This is a genomic window from Knoellia remsis (assembly GCF_003002895.1).
Taxonomy (GTDB): domain Bacteria; phylum Actinomycetota; class Actinomycetes; order Actinomycetales; family Dermatophilaceae; genus Knoellia; species Knoellia remsis.
Genome location: NZ_PVTI01000015.1, coordinates 37,684 through 52,516, shown reverse-complemented (window position 1 = coordinate 52,516; position 14,833 = coordinate 37,684). Strand labels below are relative to the sequence as shown.

Sequence of the window (14,833 nt, the reverse complement as noted above, 5' to 3'; positions counted from 1 at the left end):
TCGGCGAGCGGACGGCATACTCACCGCATGGACTCGACGACCGTGCTCGTCCTCAACGGCCCGAACCTCAACCTCCTCGGTGAGCGGCAGCCCGAGGTCTACGGCAGCGACACCCTCGCCGACGTCGAGGAGCTGTGCCGCGCGGCGTGCGAGGTGGCCGGGCTGACGCTCGACTTCCGGCAGAGCAACCACGAGGGCACGCTCGTCGACTGGGTGCAGGAGGGGCGCCGTGGCATCGCGGGCATCGTCATCAACGCGGCCGGCTACACGCACACCTCGGTGGCGCTGCACGACGCGCTGGCGGCGGTGACCGTGCCGCGGGTCGAGGTGCACATCAGCGACATCCACGCGCGCGAGGAGTTCCGGCGGCACAGCTACCTCACCGCCGTGACCGACGAACAGATCATCGGCCGGGGCGTGCAGGGCTACGCTGAGGCCATCAGCTGGGTCGCCGAGCAGGGGAGTACGTCATGAAGGTCCTCATCGCACTGGTCGTCATCGTCGCCGTGCTCGCCATCATCCTGTGGCGCCGCGGCTCGGGTGGGCTCGGCTCGAGCGGTCACTCGGACACGGAGGCCGGCGAGCTCGGCCGCAGTCCGCACCAGCAGCAGAACTGGTTGGGCGGCGGCGGAGGCGCCTGACCCCATGTGGTGGATCGTCTTGGGCATCGTCGTCCTCATCGCCGTGACGGCCTGGTGGCTGGGTCGACGCGGCAGCACCGGCGTGAGCGGTAGCCCCTCCACTGACACCGTCGAGAGCGCCATCGCTCGGGGCCAGGCGGTACGGGACAAGCACTGGGGCGGCGGCATCTGACAGGCGCCCGCGGCGTCGCGTTGCTGGTGACTTCCCAGTATTAGTTGGACGTCCTACTATTTTGGGTATGACTGCGACGTCCCCCGAGCTGCACGTGCCCACGAACCCGGTGCGCATCGTCACCGCCTCGAGCCTCTTCGACGGCCACGACGCGTCGATCAACATCATGCGGCGCATCATGCAGAGCCAGGGCGCCGAGGTCATCCACCTCGGCCACAACCGCTCCGTGCAGGAGGTCGTCGACGCGGCGATCGAGGAGGACGTGCAGGCGGTCGCCGTCTCGTCGTACCAGGGCGGGCACGTCGAGTACTTCGAGTACCTCGTCGAGCTCCTCCGCGAGGCCGGCGCGAGCCACGTCAAGGTCGTCGGCGGTGGCGGCGGTGTCATCGTCGCCGACGAGATCGCCCGCCTGCGCGACGCCGGGGTCACGATCTTCAGTCCCGAGGACGGCCAGCGGATGGGCCTCGTCGGCATGATCAACCAGGTCGTCAAGGATGCCGACACCGACCTGTATGCCGTCCGCGCGGCGGACGTGTCCGCCGTTCTTTCCGGGGACCGCACCGCCGTGGCCCGGGCCATCACCGGCGCTGAGACGGGCAAGCTCTCGGAGGCCGACCGGGCCGAGCTGACGAAGGCCGCCGAGGGCCGGCACGTCCCCGTCCTTGGCATCACCGGCACCGGCGGTTCGGGCAAGTCCAGCCTCACGGACGAGCTCGTCCGCCGGCTGCGCGTCGACCAGCAGGACAAGCTGCGCGTCGCGGTCGTCGCCGTCGACCCGACCCGGCGCCGCGGTGGTGGAGCCCTCCTCGGTGACCGGATCCGGATGAACTCCCTCGACGGGGACCGGATCTTCTTCCGCTCGCTCGCGACCCGCGGTGGCCGCGAGGTGCCCGAAGCGCTCGAGGACGTCATCACGATCCTCAAGGTCGCGGCATACGACCTCATCATCATCGAGACCCCCGGCATCGGTCAGGGCGACGCCGCGATCGTGCCGTTCGCGGACGTGTCGATGTATGTCATGACGCCGGAGTTCGGCGCACAGAGCCAGCTCGAGAAGATCGACATGCTCGACTTCGCCGACGTCGTCGCCATCAACAAGTTCGAGCGTCGCGGCGCGATGGACGCGCTGCGCGACGTCGGGCGCCAGCTCGTGCGCAACCGGGAGGCGTTCGGCAAGAAGCCCGAGGACATGCCGGTCTTCGGCACCTCGGCCGCGACGTTCAACGACGACGGAGTGACCGCGCTCTACCAGGAGCTGCGAAACCTGTTGTCGGAGAAGGGGCTTGAGTTCGCCGAGGGTGTGCTGCCCACGGTCGACGTGCGGCACTCGTCGACGATCCGCCAGGTCGTCCCGACCTCGCGGGTGCGCTACCTCTCCGAGATCGCCGACACCGTCCGCGGCTACCACGAGCAGACCGAGAGGTATGCCGCGCAGGCGCGTCGCGTGCAGCGGCTCGAGTTCGTGGACGACGAGCTGGCTGCCGCGGGGTACGAGGACCATGCGGTGGACGGGCTGCTGGCGGAGGCACGCAAGGAGCTGCCGACCGAGGTCGGTGAGGCGATCGAGCGCTGGCCGGGAGTCGTGGAGGCATACTCGGGTGACGAGCAGGTCGTGAAGATCCGCGACAAGGAGCTCCACACGTCGCTGGTCAAGGAGTCGTTGTCCGGCAACAAGATTCGCCGCGTGTCGGTGCCGACGTTCGCCGACAACGGCGACCTCGTGACCTTCCTCCGCCGTGAGAACCTGCCCGGGTACTTCCCGTTCACGGCGGGGGTCTTCCCGTTCAAGCGGGACAACGAGGACCCGGCGCGCATGTTCGCCGGGGAGGGCGACCCGTTCCGGACGAACCGGCGGTTCAAGCTGCTCTCCGAGGGCCAGCCGGCGACGCGCCTGTCGACGGCGTTCGACTCCGTGACGCTCTACGGGCGCGACCCCGACCCGCGTCCGGACATCTACGGCAAGGTCGGCACCTCCGGCGTGTCCGTGGCGACGCTCGACGACATGAAGGCGCTCTACGACGGGTTCGACCTCACGTCGCCGTCGACGAGTGTGTCGATGACGATCAACGGCCCGGCTCCGACGATCCTCGCCTTCTTCCTCAACACCGTCATCGACGCCGAGGTCGCGAAGTTCAGCGAGCGCGAGGGGCGCGAGCCGAACGCCGAGGAGGCGGACGGCATACGGGCACAGGCGCTGTCGACGGTGCGCGGCACCGTGCAGGCGGACATCCTCAAGGAGGACCAGGGGCAGAACACGTGCCTGTTCTCGACGGAGTTCTCGCTGCGGATGATGGCCGACATCCAGGAGTGGTTCATCGAGCAGAAGGTGCGCAACTTCTACTCGGTGTCGATCAGCGGCTACCACATCGCCGAGGCCGGGGCGAACCCCATCAGCCAGCTCGCGTTCACCCTCGCGAACGGGTTCACCTACGTCGAGGCGTATCTCGCGCGCGGGATGGACATCAACGACTTCGCGCCGAACCTGTCGTTCTTCTTCTCCAACGGGATGGACCCGGAGTACTCGGTCATCGGCCGGGTCGCGCGCCGCATCTGGGCGGTCGCGATGAAGGAGAAGTACGGCGCGAACGAGCGGTCGCAGAAGCTCAAGTACCACGTGCAGACGAGTGGCCGGAGCCTGCACGCGCAGGAGATGGACTTCAACGACATCCGCACGACGCTGCAGGCGCTCATCGCGATCTACGACAACGCGAACTCGTTGCACACCAACGCTTTCGACGAGGCCGTGACGACGCCGAGCGCCGACTCTGTGCGGCGGGCGCTGGCGATCCAGCTCATCATCAACCGTGAGTGGGGGCTGGCGATGAACGAGAACCCGCTGCAGGGGTCCTATGTCATCGACGAGCTCACCGACCTCGTCGAGGCGGCCGTCCTCGAGGAGTTCGACCGGATCAACGAGCGCGGGGGAGTGCTCGGCGCGATGGAGACCGGCTACCAGCGCGGCAAGATCCAGGACGAGTCGCTGCTCTACGAGCACCGCAAGCACGACGGGTCGCTGCCGATCATCGGCGTCAACACCTTCCGCAAGCCGTCGGGTGACGACGGCGGCACCCCGCAGCACATCGAGCTGGCGCGGGCGTCGGAGGCCGAGAAGGAGTCGCAGCTGACGCGCGTCCGGGCCTATCGCGAGGAGCACCGCGAAGAGGCCGAAGCGGCGCTGCAGCGGCTGCGCGAGGCCGCGATGAACGGCGACAACGTGTTCGCGGTGCTCATGGATGCCGCGCGGGTGTGCACCCTGCAGCAGGTGACGGACGCGTTCTTCGAGGTCGGCGGCCAGTACCGCCGCAACGTCTGAGCCCGGCACCGTCCTCTCCCGAAGTCACTTGCCGTGACGGCGTTAAATGGGTTTACTTGAGAAACCCTATGTAACTCCCTCGTCTGAGAGGTGGCGTCGTGGCTGATGCCGCTGCACTGGCGCTCCGGTGGGAAGAGATCCGCTGGGAGCCGACGTCCGAGCAGCCGCTGTCGCGAGCTCAGCGAGCCAGGATCCAGCCGACGTATGCCGCTGCCGTGCCGGCCGACATCGCCACCATGGAGTTCGCCATCGACTCCGTCGTGGCGGCCGAGGCCGACGACGCGCGAGACGCGATCGCTCGCTTCGACACCGAGCTGTCGGCGATGTTCCCGAGCGAGTTCGCGCCGTTGTCCTCGGTCCTGCTGCGCACCGAGTCGGCGTCGTCCTCGCAGATCGAGAACATCACGACGGGCGCGCGAGCCCTTGCCCTTGCCGAGATCGGTGCGGCCAGATACGGCAGCAACGCCTCACTCGTCGCGGCCAATGTCGACGCGATGAACCGCGCCGTGGCCCTGGCCGACCGCGTCACTCCTCAGGCGATCCTCGACATCCACGAGGCACTCATGCGCGATGAGGACTACGCGCGCCCCGGCCGGTTTCGCGACGAGCAGGTCTGGATCGGGCCGTCTCCGACCCCCCATGGCGCACTCTTCGTCCCCCCGCACCATGACCGGGTCGCGGCAGGCATCGATGACCTGTGCGTCTTCACGGAACGAACCGACCTTCCCCTCCTGACGCACGTCGCGATTGCCCACGCCCAGTTCGAGACGATCCACCCCTTCAACGACGGCAACGGCAGGACGGGACGGGCCCTCATGCACGCGCTGCTGAAGGCAGGAGGTGCCACCACCCGGACGACGCTGCCCGTGTCAGCGGGGCTGCTGAAGGACACGGACGCGTACTTCGACGCGCTCACCGCCTATCGCCTGGGCGATCCGGGACCGATCGTCGCGCAGTTCACCCACGCGGCATTCGCCGCCGTCGACAACGGTCGGCGCCTGGCGCGTGATCTCGAGACCGTGTATGCCGCGTGGTCCGGTCGCGTGAGTGCGCGCCGTCACGCGTCCGTCTGGCGAGTCCTGCCGCTGTTGCTGAGCCAGCCGGCCCTCACGTCGGCGACGCTCCAGGAGCGCGCGGGCATCTCTCAGCCCACGGCTGACAACGCCCTCCGGCAGCTGGTGGATGCCCGCATCCTGCAGAGGAGCGGTGACGCCCGACGCAATGTCGTCTATGTGGCCACGGACGTTGTCGAGGCACTGGATGCCTTCGCTGCCCGAGCGCGCCGTGGGTGAGCCCGACGCCGTGCCATTGAAGGGCTGCGGAACGTGTCGCCGGCGCGTGCAGAGGAGTAGGTCCGCTACCCAGGACCGAGTGCATCGGGTGCGATGACAAGATGACGCCCATGCAGATCGACTCGACCTCAGCCATCGTCACCGGCGGAGCCTCCGGCCTCGGCGCCGCCACCGCCGCCGCCCTCGCCGCGCAGGGTGCCAGCGTCTACGCGCTCGACCTCGCCCAGAGCATCGAGCAGGCCCCCGCCGTCGACGGGGTCACCTACGTCGCGACCGACGTCACCGACGAGCAGCAAGTTCGCGACGCCGTCACCGAGGCGAGCGGCGACGCCAGCGCCCCCCTCCGGATCGTCGTCAACTGCGCCGGTATCGGACCGAGCGCCCGCATCCTCGGCAAGAAGGGCACGCACGACCTTTCGCTCTACCGCAAGATCATCGAGGTCAACCTCGTCGGCTCCTTCACCGTCCTCACCGTCGCCGCGGAGGCCATCGCCCAGACCGAGCCCGACGAGAACGGGCAGCGCGGCGTCGTCATCAACACCGCGAGCATCGCCGCCTTCGACGGCCAGGTGGGCCAGGCGGCATACAGCTCGTCCAAGGGCGGCATCGTCGGCCTCACCCTCCCCGCCGCGCGCGACCTCGCGCAGTACGGCATCCGCGTCTGCACCATCGCCCCCGGCATCGTCGAGACCCCAATGCTCGCGACCGTCTCCGAAGAGTTCCGCGCCGGCCTCGCCGCGGGCGTGCCGTTCCCGCAGCGCCTCGCCAAGCCCGAGGAGTACGCCAAGCTCGCCCTCGCGATCGTCGACCACGACTACCTCAACGGCGAGACGATCCGCATGGACGGCGCCCTCCGCATGTCGCCCCGCTGACGCGGGCGCGCGCCGGGTGACAGGCTGGAGCGATGAGCCACCCTGACCACGACCACGACCACGTCGACCACCCCAATGGGCGCGGCCACAGCCACTTCGACGAGGCGGCGGCGACGTGGGATGACGACCCGGCCAAGGTCGAACGCGCCCGCTCCACCGCGGCACTCCTCGCCGACGCCCTCGACCTGCAGGGCACCGAGCGTGTCCTCGAGATCGGCGGCGGCACCGGCCAGCTGAGCCTTGCGCTGGCCGACCGCGTCGGCTCCGTCCTCGTCACCGATGCCTCCGCCGGGATGGTCGAGGTCGCCCGCGCCAACATCGAGCGCGCCGGCCTCACCGACCGCCTCGTCGCCCAGCGGCTCGACCTCCTCAGCGACGAGCCGCCGGCCGACTCCTTCGACGGTGTCTGGTCCCAGCTTGCCCTGCACCACGTCCGCGGCATCGACGACCTGCTCGCCCGCGTCCACGACACCCTCGAGCCGGGCGGTTGGTTCGCCGTCGTCGAGCTCGACGACGACCGTGCCGGGGCCTTCCACGCGCATCATGATGACTTCGACGGCCACCACGGCTTCGACCGAGACAGCTTCGCAGAACGCCTGCGCGCCAACGGATTCCGCGATGTCACCCTGACCGACGCCGGCTCGGTCGAGAAGGAGCTCGGCGGCGACGACCAAGGTCGAGGGACCTTCTCGATGTTCCTCGCCGTCGGTCGGGCCTGAGGTCACCATGATGGCCCGCACCCTCGCGGACGACCTCGGCCACGAGGTCAACCTGCCCGAGGGGCCCGTCGCCCGTGTCGTCTCACTCGTGCCCTCGCTCACCGAGGCCGTCGCCGCGACGCATCGCGACGCCCTCGTCGGCGCGACCGACTGGTGCACCCACCCCGCCGACCTCGACGTGCCCCGCGTCCGCGGCACCAAGAACCCCGACCGCCGCGCCATCGCCGACCTCACCCCCGACCTCGTCATCGCGAACAAGGAGGAGAACCGCGAGCTGGACGTCGAACGCCTGCGCGCGGACGGCATACCGGTCTCGGTCACCGACATCGAGACGGTGCCGCAGGCGCTCACCTCGATGCGCCGCCTGCTCGTCGACGCGTGCGGCTGGCCCGCGCCGGCGTGGCTCGACGACGCGGACCGCCTCTGGTCCGGCCCCGTCCCGAAGCCCCACACCCGTGTCGTCGTGCCGATCTGGCGCGACCCGTGGATGGTCGTCGCGCAGCCCACCTTCACGGCCGACCTGCTCGCGCGTCTCGGGTATGCCGTCCGCGCACCTTCCGGTGCCGAGGGCCGCTATCCGCACGCGGACCTCGCCGACCTCGATGACACGGCTCTCGCCGACGTCGCGCTGCTGCCCGACGAGCCCTACGTCTTCACCGCCGACGATGGGCCGGAGGCGTTCTCGCACATCGGAACCCGGCTCGTGAGCGGTCGGCTCATCACGTGGTACGGCCCATCACTCGTGACCGCGCGCGACACCATCGACCGGTGACGAGAGTCCCGAAGCGTCCAATGGGGTGAGATCGGGACCCCGGTCAGTCGGCGTAGAGGACGCGGAAGCGCTCGAGCGCGACCGGCATGTCCCGCGCGAACCCGCGGTCGTGGGTCGCGTTCTGCGTGAAGAACCGCTCGTGCACCTCGCGCCAATGCTCGAGCGACAGGTCGCCCTCACCCTCGAGCCGCGCATGCTCCGCGGACACCTCGTCGAACGGCACGATCTCCACCGACGTCGTCTCGATGAGGGCACGCGGACGGCCCGACCCGTCGACGACGATCGCCAGAGCGCCGCGTGACGGCAGGGCCTCGCCCTCGGCCTCGTAGTCCCACAGGGCCCCGGCGGTGGCCGTCTTCGCGCCGGTCAGCACGAGGGCGAGCAGCTCGTCCGCCTGGGCGTCGGTGGCGCCGAACGACCATGCCGGCGGCGGGACCGAGTCGAGCGCGTTCGGCCCGAAGTACGCCGGGACGGCGTTGAGCCGCGCCTGCGCTCGCGCGATGTCCCAGAAGGTGCGAACCCGCTCGTCCTCAGGGCTCTCGACCGCCATGTCGTCGCTCATCCAGCCACCCTGCCACGGGAGCCTGAGAGCTGTCGCTCGATCCGGCCGTTCCCCAGCGGCCAGCCGCGCGGGGGTCGTCAGTCCTCGGCGGCCTCGAGGATCCTCACGATCGCGTCCTGTCCCTTGGCGCGGGCGTGCTCCAGCGCAGTGACGCCGTCCTTGTCCGCGATGCCGGCGTCGGCCCCCGCCTCGAGCAGGATCCGCACGATCTCCTGGTGCCGCGGGCCACCGTCGCCGAGGATGACCGCCTCCAGAAGAGCCGTCCAGCCCAAGTCGTTGACGTGGTTGACGTCGATCCCGGTCTGCACGACCCGCCTCACATAGTCGACGTGGCCGCGCTCGCTCGCCGGGATGACCGACACCCCGCCGTAGCGGTTGCGCAGGGTCAGGTCCGGTCGTGCGGGCAGCAGCGCTTCGAGCATCGCCACGCTGCCGGTCACGCCGGTGACGAGCCAGGGAGTGTCCTGTCGGTTGTCACGGGCGTCGGGGTCGGCGCCCATCGCGACGAGGAGTCGCGCGACGTCGACGCGGTCTTCCGTGGCGGCGAGCAGCAGCGCCGTCCGGTCGCTCGAGTCCCGCGTCTCGAGGTCTGCCCCCGCCCGCAGAGCCAGGGCGACCATGTCTGCGTCACCGGCCGAAACCGCCTGCAGCAGAGCCGAATTCGCATCAGCGGCAGCCGGCGCCCCACCCGAGGCGACCTTCTCCAGAACCGGACGCACGCGGCCATACCCGCGCTCGCGCACCATCTCGAGCGGTGTCAGCCCCTCCTGTCCGGACTTCTTGTCGAGCTGCACGCCGCCGGCGACGAGCACCCGCACCGTGTCGGCGTAGGCATCGGTGTCCTCACCGAGCCAGATCGCCTCGTGGATCGCCTGGTAGCCGATGCGGTTGACGTGGTCCTTCGCGATCCCGGCCCGCAGCAGCTCGCCGACGACGAGCGCGTGTCCCCGCTCGGCGGCACGGATGAGGCCGGTGCCGTTCCAGCTGTCCTTGTCGTCGACCTTCGCGCCGTTCGCGAGGGTGAGCCGCAACAGGTCGAGGTGGCCCTCGCTCGTCGCGATGAGGTAGGCCGACTGCTGCGTCTCGTCCTTGGCGTTGACGTCCGCGCCCTTCTCGATGAGACGGGTCGCCGTCGCGACGCCGTTCTTCCACGCGGCGTCCCGCAGCTGCTGGTCGAGCGATTGGTCACCGCTCGTCGCGGGCCCGCCGCTGCGCGAACGGTCCTCGGAGGCGGAGCGGTCGCCCGTCGGCGTTGCTCGACCGGTCGGCGACGGCGAGGAGCACGCGGTGAGGGCGACCAGGGCCGCGAGCGCGACTCCTGCCACGCCGAACGGTGTCGATGTCATGGGTTCCTCCTCGTTCCCAGCCTCCCGCAGCGAGACCCGCGCGTCACGGGTGAGGTGCGCGAACGGCATACGACACGGCATACGACACGGACACGCGAACGCGCCCGCTCGAGCGGACGTCACCGGATTTCGTCGGCGGACGGGTCCCCGTGTAGTCTCTCCGACGCACTCAGCCCGGAGCTCGAGAGACCTCGACCCGGCGCCGAGGACGCCCCCTTAGCTCAGTCGGCAGAGCGTTTCCATGGTAAGGAAAAGGTCGTCGGTTCGATTCCGACAGGGGGCTCAGGTCCGGGCCATCACCGACAGGTGGCGGCCCACGACCCCCAAGGCGGGGTAGCTCAGCTGGTTAGAGCGCACGACTCATAATCGTGAGGTCGCGGGATCGAGCCCCGCTCCCGCTACAAGGACGCGATTTCGGGGAATACCCGAGGTCGCGTACCCTGTTGTGTCGACCGTCGCGCGCCCGCGGCCCGCGTTGCTGCGAGACCGGCGCGACGCCTACACGTCACCACCACGTACGACTTTCCGAGAGCAGGTTGCCCCGATGGCCAAGGCCACTGACGTCCGCCCCAAGATCACCATGGCGTGCACGGTGTGCAAGGAGCGCAACTACATCACCAAGAAGAACCGTCGCAACGACCCGGACCGCCTGGAGCTTGCGAAGTTCTGCCCGCGCTGCAAGAAGCACACGGAGCACCGCGAGACCCGCTGACCTCCGCGTCCGCGACGCACTCGCGTCTGACGAAGCCGCCCCACCGCTCGGTGCCGGGCGGCTTCGTCGTTCCCGGGGCGAGCGGGGAGCGCAGCCGCAGCGGCGGGGTCTCTAGAGTGGTCGCCATGAGTGAGGGCGTGAACCAAGACTTCGTCGGGCGGACCTATCCGCCCAGCGGTCCGTATGCCGTGAGCGCGGCTGAGATTGCCGCGTTCGCCGACGCGGTGGGCGCCGACGACCCGGTGCACCGAGACGCCGAGGTCGCGCGGGCTGCGGGGCACGCCGATGTCATCGCGCCGCCGACGTTCGCGGTGACGATCGCGCAGCAGTGTGATCGCGCCTACGTCATGGACCCCGAGTCCGGGATCGACTACAGCCGGGTCGTCCACGGCGAGCAGCGGTTCGTCCACCACCGCCCCATCACGGCGGGCGATGAACTGACGGGTGAGCTGACCGTCGACTCGATCCGCATGGCCGGCGGCCACGCGATGATCACGACCCGCACGGAGCTCACTGCCGGCGCCGAGCCGGTCTGCACGTCGACGAGCACCATCGTCGTCCGGGGAGGGGAGGACTGATGACCGTCCGTACCGCAGCCGAGACCGTGGTCGGTGACCTCGTCGGCCCGAAGACGATCCCGGTCACCCGCGAGACGCTGGTGGCGTACGCCGCCGCGTCCGGTGACCAGAACCCCATCCACCAGGACGAGGAGTTCGCGAAGCAGGTCGGACTGCCCGACGTCATCGCCCACGGCATGTGGACGATGGGTGCCGCCGGTGCCGTCGTCGCCGAGTGGGTGGGTGAGGCTGGCCGGGTCGTCGAGTTCGGGACGCGCTTCACCAAGCCCGTCGTCGTGCCGGCCGCGGGCGCCGAGCTGCTCGTCGACGGGCGAGTCACGGCTGTGGATGCCGAGTCGCGACGCGCGACCGTCGAGATCACGGCGAGCTCGGCCGGTGCGAAGGTCCTCGGTCGCTGCACCGCCGTCGTGCAGCTCGACTGATGCAGGAGCTCCACGACGCCCCGCTCGCCGAGCTGACGACCATGCGGGTGGGAGGACCCGCGCGCCGGCTCGTCGTCGCCGAGACGATCGACGAGCTCGTCGACACCATCCGTGAGGTCGACGATGCGGACGAGCCGCTGCTCGTCGTCGGTGGCGGGTCGAACCTCGTCATCGCCGACGCAGGGTTTGCCGGCACCGTGGTGCGCGTGGCGACCTCGGGTGTCGAGGTCGAGTCGGCCGACTCGTGCGGTGGCGCGATGGTGCGGGTGGCCGCCGGGGAGGTGTGGGACGACGTCGTGCGTCGTGCCGTCGACGAGGGGTGGTCCGGGGTCGAGGCGCTGTCGGGAATCCCGGGGTCGGCGGGTGCGACGCCGGTGCAGAACGTCGGGGCCTACGGTCAGGAGGTCGCGCAGACCATCGCGCGGGTGCGGGTCTTCGACCGGGAGACCCAGGAGGTGCGCACGCTCGCCGCGTCGGAGTGCGGGTTCACCTATCGGCACTCGGTCTTCAAGGCGTCGACGCGCTACGTCGTCCTCGACGTGCTCTTCCAGCTCGCGCTGTCGGATCGGTCGCAGCCGATCGCGTATGCCGATCTTGCCCGCGGTCTGGGCGTCGAGGTGGGGGCGCGAGTGCCGCTGGCCGACGCGCGGGAGGCGGTGCTGGAGCAGCGGCGCCGGCGGGGAATGGTGCTGGATCCGGCTGACCACGACACGTGGAGCTGCGGGTCGTTCTTCACGAACCCGATCATGTCGGCGGCGCGCTTCGCCGAGCTCGAGGGGCGGGTGGGGGACGCGCTCGGGGAGGATCTCGCTCCGCCGCGGTTCGCGGACGCGAGCGGTGACGTCAAGACGAGCGCTGCCTGGCTCATCGACAGGGCCGGCTTCGGCAAGGGTTTCGGTATGCCGGGCCCGGCCGCCTTGTCGACGAAGCACACCCTCGCGGTGACGAACCGGGGGAGTGCCACGGCGGCGGACGTGGTGGCGCTGGCGCGGGAGGTTCGGGACGGGGTGCGTGACCGGTTCGGGGTCACTCTCGTCAACGAGCCGGTCTTCGTGGGTCACGAGCTCTGAGGGGGCCTCTCACGCGGCGGGTGAGGCTTCGTCCTCGTCGGGCTGTGCCGTCGGCAGGCTCGTGCGCGGGGGTCGAGGGGCGTACCACCGAGGTTCCGGCCCGGCGTTGGTGAAGAACTCGCGGTGCCACCACCAGCGTGGCGGGAACGTCACCGGCATCGTCTCGTGATGTGCGGGGAAGCGGCGTGAGTCTCCGCGCACCCGAGCGAGTAGCTCGGTGGTCGACCAGTCGGTCGGCTGGACGACGGCGGCCAGCTCACCCGACTCGCCCTCACCGAGGCGGACGACGGCGAGGGAGTAGCCGGTGCCGTCGAGGGCGCCGACGACGGTGTCGAGCCGGAAGACTCCGGCCATGGTCTCGAGTCGGGCCACGGTCGAGGCGCCGAGATGTCGCATGGCTGCGTAGGCGCGCTGGGACAACCCGAGCCGGCGCCGATGGTCGCGCAGGGCGAGTCCGACGGCGTCGGCGACCGTGAGGCGACTCGCGGCTTGCTCGAGCTCGGCGGTGATCTTGTCGTTGAGTTGGTCTGGATTCATGAACCGACGATGAATGTCGCTGTGGGAGGGCGCCAGTGGGTGCGGAGCATCTGTGGACAACCGACCCCGCGAACGTCGGGTGTGGACAGCCGCCCGTGCTCGCTGGCAACCATCACCGCCACGAGACGTTCCTGTGCTTCACCCTGTCGACGCAACTCACGCCAGTGCTCCGGCTGCTTGGAGCAAAGGCACTCTTCGGAGCGGGGTGGTTCGGGGTGGCCGGACGTCGCTCGGTCAGCCCTCCGGCGGGGACTCGAGCCAGCTGTCGATGTCGGCGAGGGCTTGGCTGCGCACGTCGGCGGGCGCGCGAGAGGCGCGCACCGAGCCTCGCGCCAGCTCCGCGAGATCGGCGTCGGAGAAGTCGAGCAGCCGGGCGACCTCGTACTGCTCGACCAGTCGCGACCCGAAGATGAGCGGGTCGTCGGCCCCCAGCGCCACCGTCGCCCCGGCGTCGACGAGCCGACGCAGCGGCACGTCGTCGATCTCGTCATAGACCCCGAGCGAGATGTTGCTGCCCGGGCACACCTCGAGCGCCACGCCCTCGGACACCACCCGCTCCAGCACCCGCGGGTCCTCCACCGACCGCACCCCGTGCCCCAGCCGGTCCGGCTCGATGGCATCCAAGGTCCGCTCCACCGCAGCCGGCCCCAACAGCTCACCGGCGTGCGGCACCAGGGCCAACCCCGCCCGTCGCGCGATCCGGAACGCCGGCGCAAAAGCCCCCGTGTCCCCACGCCGCTCGTCGTTGCTCAGCCCGAACCCGACGACCGCACCCGGCCCCTCGCCGGCATACCGCGCCGCCAAGCGCGCCAGCGTCCGCGCCTCGAGCTCGTGTCGCATCCGTGAGGCCGCGACGACGATCCCCACCTGCGCCGCCCCCGGCTCCCGCGACACCGCCGCAGCCTCGTCCAGCACGATCTCGAGCGCCGGCGTGATCCCGCCGACGTGCGGCGCATACGACGTCGGGTCGACCTGCAGCTCCAGCCACCGCGACCCCTCGGCCCCGTCGTCCAATGCCGCCTCGCGCACGATGCGCCGCATGTCCGCCTCCGAGCGCACACAGGCACGCGCGGCGTCATACAGGCTCTGGAACCGGAACCACCCGCGCTCGTCGCGGGTCTCGAACGTCACCGGCCAGTCGCCCTCGAGCGCCGAGGGCAGCCGCAGCCCGTGCGCGGCCGACATCTCCCGCACGGTCCCGATCCGCATCGAGCCGGTGAAGTGCAGGTGCAGGTGCGCCTTCGGCAGGTCTGCCGTCGCCCGATCGGAACCGGCAGCCGCCGGCTCGAGGCTCATTCCTCGACGTGCAGCGCCGCTTCCTCGGCGGGCTCGTCCACGTCCTCGTCATCCGGGTCCCCGAGGCCGTACTTCTCGCGCCGGTCGTCGACACCGTCCTCGGGCTTGCCGTAGGCCGACCCGGCTTCCGGCTCCTCCTGGTTGATCCGCTGGTCGATCGTCTCCTCCGTGTCCCCGTCGGGGCTGTCGAAGGCGATCTCGGCGTTGATCGGCCGCGACTCCGCCGGCGTCACCGGCAGGTCGTCAGTCTCGCTCGAGTCGTCGAGGTAGTCGTCGGCCTGGTCGGCCTCCTCGTCCAGCGACACCTCCTCGAGCTCCTCGCCGTCACGGTCGACGTCGGAGTCGAGACCGCCGAGCTCCTGCTCGGTCAGCTCGAGGTCGCGCTCGGAGTCGATCGAGTCGAGGTCGCTCGCCGGCACGTCCGTGTCCTCGAGCTCGTCGATCGTGCGGTCCCGACCGAGATCCTCGAAGTCCAGGTTGTCGTCGGAGCCGGTGTCGCCGAGGTTCTGGTCGTTCATGTCGCTCATGG

General features: G+C 70.2%; 17 protein-coding genes and 2 tRNA genes. 14 read left to right on the top strand and 5 right to left on the bottom strand.

All coding sequences use genetic code 11. The features are described 5' to 3' along the window. Nucleotides 1–27: 27 nt before the first annotated feature. The 8 genes from aroQ (at nucleotide 28) to BCF74_RS10155 (ending at nucleotide 7,781) form a co-directional block, all read left to right on the top strand. Complete coding sequence (gene aroQ, locus BCF74_RS10180) at nucleotides 28–474, top strand: type II 3-dehydroquinate dehydratase (RefSeq protein ID WP_106297848.1); 447 nt, start codon at nucleotides 28–30, stop codon at nucleotides 472–474. After that, nucleotides 471–641: a hypothetical protein gene (locus tag BCF74_RS17345; RefSeq protein WP_170070207.1), complete on the top strand. Its 171-nt coding sequence runs from the start codon at nucleotides 471–473 to the stop codon at nucleotides 639–641. Before aroQ ends, BCF74_RS17345 begins: the two co-directional genes overlap by 4 nt. Nucleotides 642–645: 4 nt before the next feature. Further along, a complete protein-coding gene (locus tag BCF74_RS17340; protein ID WP_170070206.1) occupies nucleotides 646–813 on the top strand; it encodes a hypothetical protein in 168 nt (55 codons plus the stop codon). A gap of 67 nt (nucleotides 814–880) precedes the next feature. Beyond that, the gene (gene icmF / locus BCF74_RS10175; RefSeq protein WP_106297847.1) at nucleotides 881–4,126 is read left to right on the top strand and encodes a fused isobutyryl-CoA mutase/GTPase IcmF; all 3,246 of its coding nucleotides are present in this window, start codon (nucleotides 881–883) and stop codon (nucleotides 4,124–4,126) included. A gap of 98 nt (nucleotides 4,127–4,224) precedes the next feature. Next, on the top strand, nucleotides 4,225–5,418 hold the full coding sequence (locus BCF74_RS10170) for a Fic family protein (RefSeq protein WP_106297846.1): 1,194 nt from the start codon (nucleotides 4,225–4,227) through the stop codon (nucleotides 5,416–5,418). 110 nt (nucleotides 5,419–5,528) lie between these two features. Then, nucleotides 5,529–6,290 (top strand): SDR family NAD(P)-dependent oxidoreductase, encoded by a 762-nt coding sequence (locus BCF74_RS10165; protein WP_106297882.1) that lies wholly within the window; start codon nucleotides 5,529–5,531, stop codon nucleotides 6,288–6,290. Between the two features lie 32 nt (nucleotides 6,291–6,322). Then, entirely contained in the window at nucleotides 6,323–7,009 is a 687-nt protein-coding gene (locus BCF74_RS10160) for a class I SAM-dependent methyltransferase (protein WP_106297845.1), read from the top strand. Nucleotides 7,010–7,019: 10 nt separating this feature from the next. Further along, nucleotides 7,020–7,781 (top strand): helical backbone metal receptor, encoded by a 762-nt coding sequence (locus BCF74_RS10155; RefSeq protein ID WP_106297844.1) that lies wholly within the window; start codon nucleotides 7,020–7,022, stop codon nucleotides 7,779–7,781. Nucleotides 7,782–7,824: 43 nt separating this feature from the next. Here BCF74_RS10155 and BCF74_RS10150 read toward each other — a convergent pair whose 3' ends face one another. Together BCF74_RS10150 and BCF74_RS10145 are read right to left on the bottom strand one after the other, a co-directional pair. Continuing rightward, nucleotides 7,825–8,343, bottom strand: a complete 519-nt coding sequence (locus BCF74_RS10150; protein ID WP_106297843.1) for an ASCH domain-containing protein — start codon at nucleotides 8,341–8,343, stop codon at nucleotides 7,825–7,827. Nucleotides 8,344–8,420: 77 nt separating this feature from the next. Then, the gene (locus BCF74_RS10145) at nucleotides 8,421–9,689 is read right to left on the bottom strand and encodes an ankyrin repeat domain-containing protein (RefSeq protein ID WP_106297881.1); all 1,269 of its coding nucleotides are present in this window, start codon (nucleotides 9,687–9,689) and stop codon (nucleotides 8,421–8,423) included. 210 nt (nucleotides 9,690–9,899) lie between these two features. Between BCF74_RS10145 and BCF74_RS10140 the strand changes: the two genes are divergently transcribed. The 6 genes from BCF74_RS10140 (at nucleotide 9,900) to BCF74_RS10115 (ending at nucleotide 12,471) form a co-directional block, all read left to right on the top strand. After that, nucleotides 9,900–9,972 (top strand) — tRNA-Thr (locus BCF74_RS10140). Between the two features lie 44 nt (nucleotides 9,973–10,016). Next, nucleotides 10,017–10,090 (top strand) — tRNA-Met (locus tag BCF74_RS10135). A 143-nt stretch (nucleotides 10,091–10,233) separates the two neighbouring features. Next, a complete protein-coding gene (gene rpmG, locus BCF74_RS10130) occupies nucleotides 10,234–10,401 on the top strand; it encodes a 50S ribosomal protein L33 (protein WP_106297842.1) in 168 nt (55 codons plus the stop codon). Between the two features lie 125 nt (nucleotides 10,402–10,526). Next, entirely contained in the window at nucleotides 10,527–10,979 is a 453-nt protein-coding gene (locus BCF74_RS10125; protein ID WP_106297880.1) for an FAS1-like dehydratase domain-containing protein, read from the top strand. After that, entirely contained in the window at nucleotides 10,979–11,401 is a 423-nt protein-coding gene (locus BCF74_RS10120) for a MaoC/PaaZ C-terminal domain-containing protein (RefSeq protein ID WP_106297841.1), read from the top strand. Before BCF74_RS10125 ends, BCF74_RS10120 begins: the two co-directional genes overlap by 1 nt. Continuing rightward, a complete protein-coding gene (locus tag BCF74_RS10115; protein WP_106297840.1) occupies nucleotides 11,401–12,471 on the top strand; it encodes a UDP-N-acetylmuramate dehydrogenase in 1,071 nt (356 codons plus the stop codon). Before BCF74_RS10120 ends, BCF74_RS10115 begins: the two co-directional genes overlap by 1 nt. Before the next feature lie 9 nt (nucleotides 12,472–12,480). Here the strand turns inward: BCF74_RS10115 and BCF74_RS10110 are convergent, their stop codons facing one another. The 3 genes from BCF74_RS10110 to BCF74_RS10100 form a co-directional block, all read right to left on the bottom strand. Next, on the bottom strand, nucleotides 12,481–13,008 hold the full coding sequence (locus BCF74_RS10110) for a helix-turn-helix domain-containing protein (protein WP_106297839.1): 528 nt from the start codon (nucleotides 13,006–13,008) through the stop codon (nucleotides 12,481–12,483). Between the two features lie 234 nt (nucleotides 13,009–13,242). After that, nucleotides 13,243–14,304, bottom strand: coding sequence for an adenosine deaminase (locus tag BCF74_RS10105; RefSeq protein ID WP_106297838.1), 1,062 nt, complete (start codon nucleotides 14,302–14,304; stop codon nucleotides 13,243–13,245). Beyond that, nucleotides 14,301–14,831, bottom strand: a complete 531-nt coding sequence (locus BCF74_RS10100) for a hypothetical protein (protein WP_146132926.1) — start codon at nucleotides 14,829–14,831, stop codon at nucleotides 14,301–14,303. The genes BCF74_RS10105 and BCF74_RS10100 overlap by 4 nt, the downstream gene beginning before the upstream one ends. Between the last annotated feature and the right edge of the window lie 2 nt (nucleotides 14,832–14,833).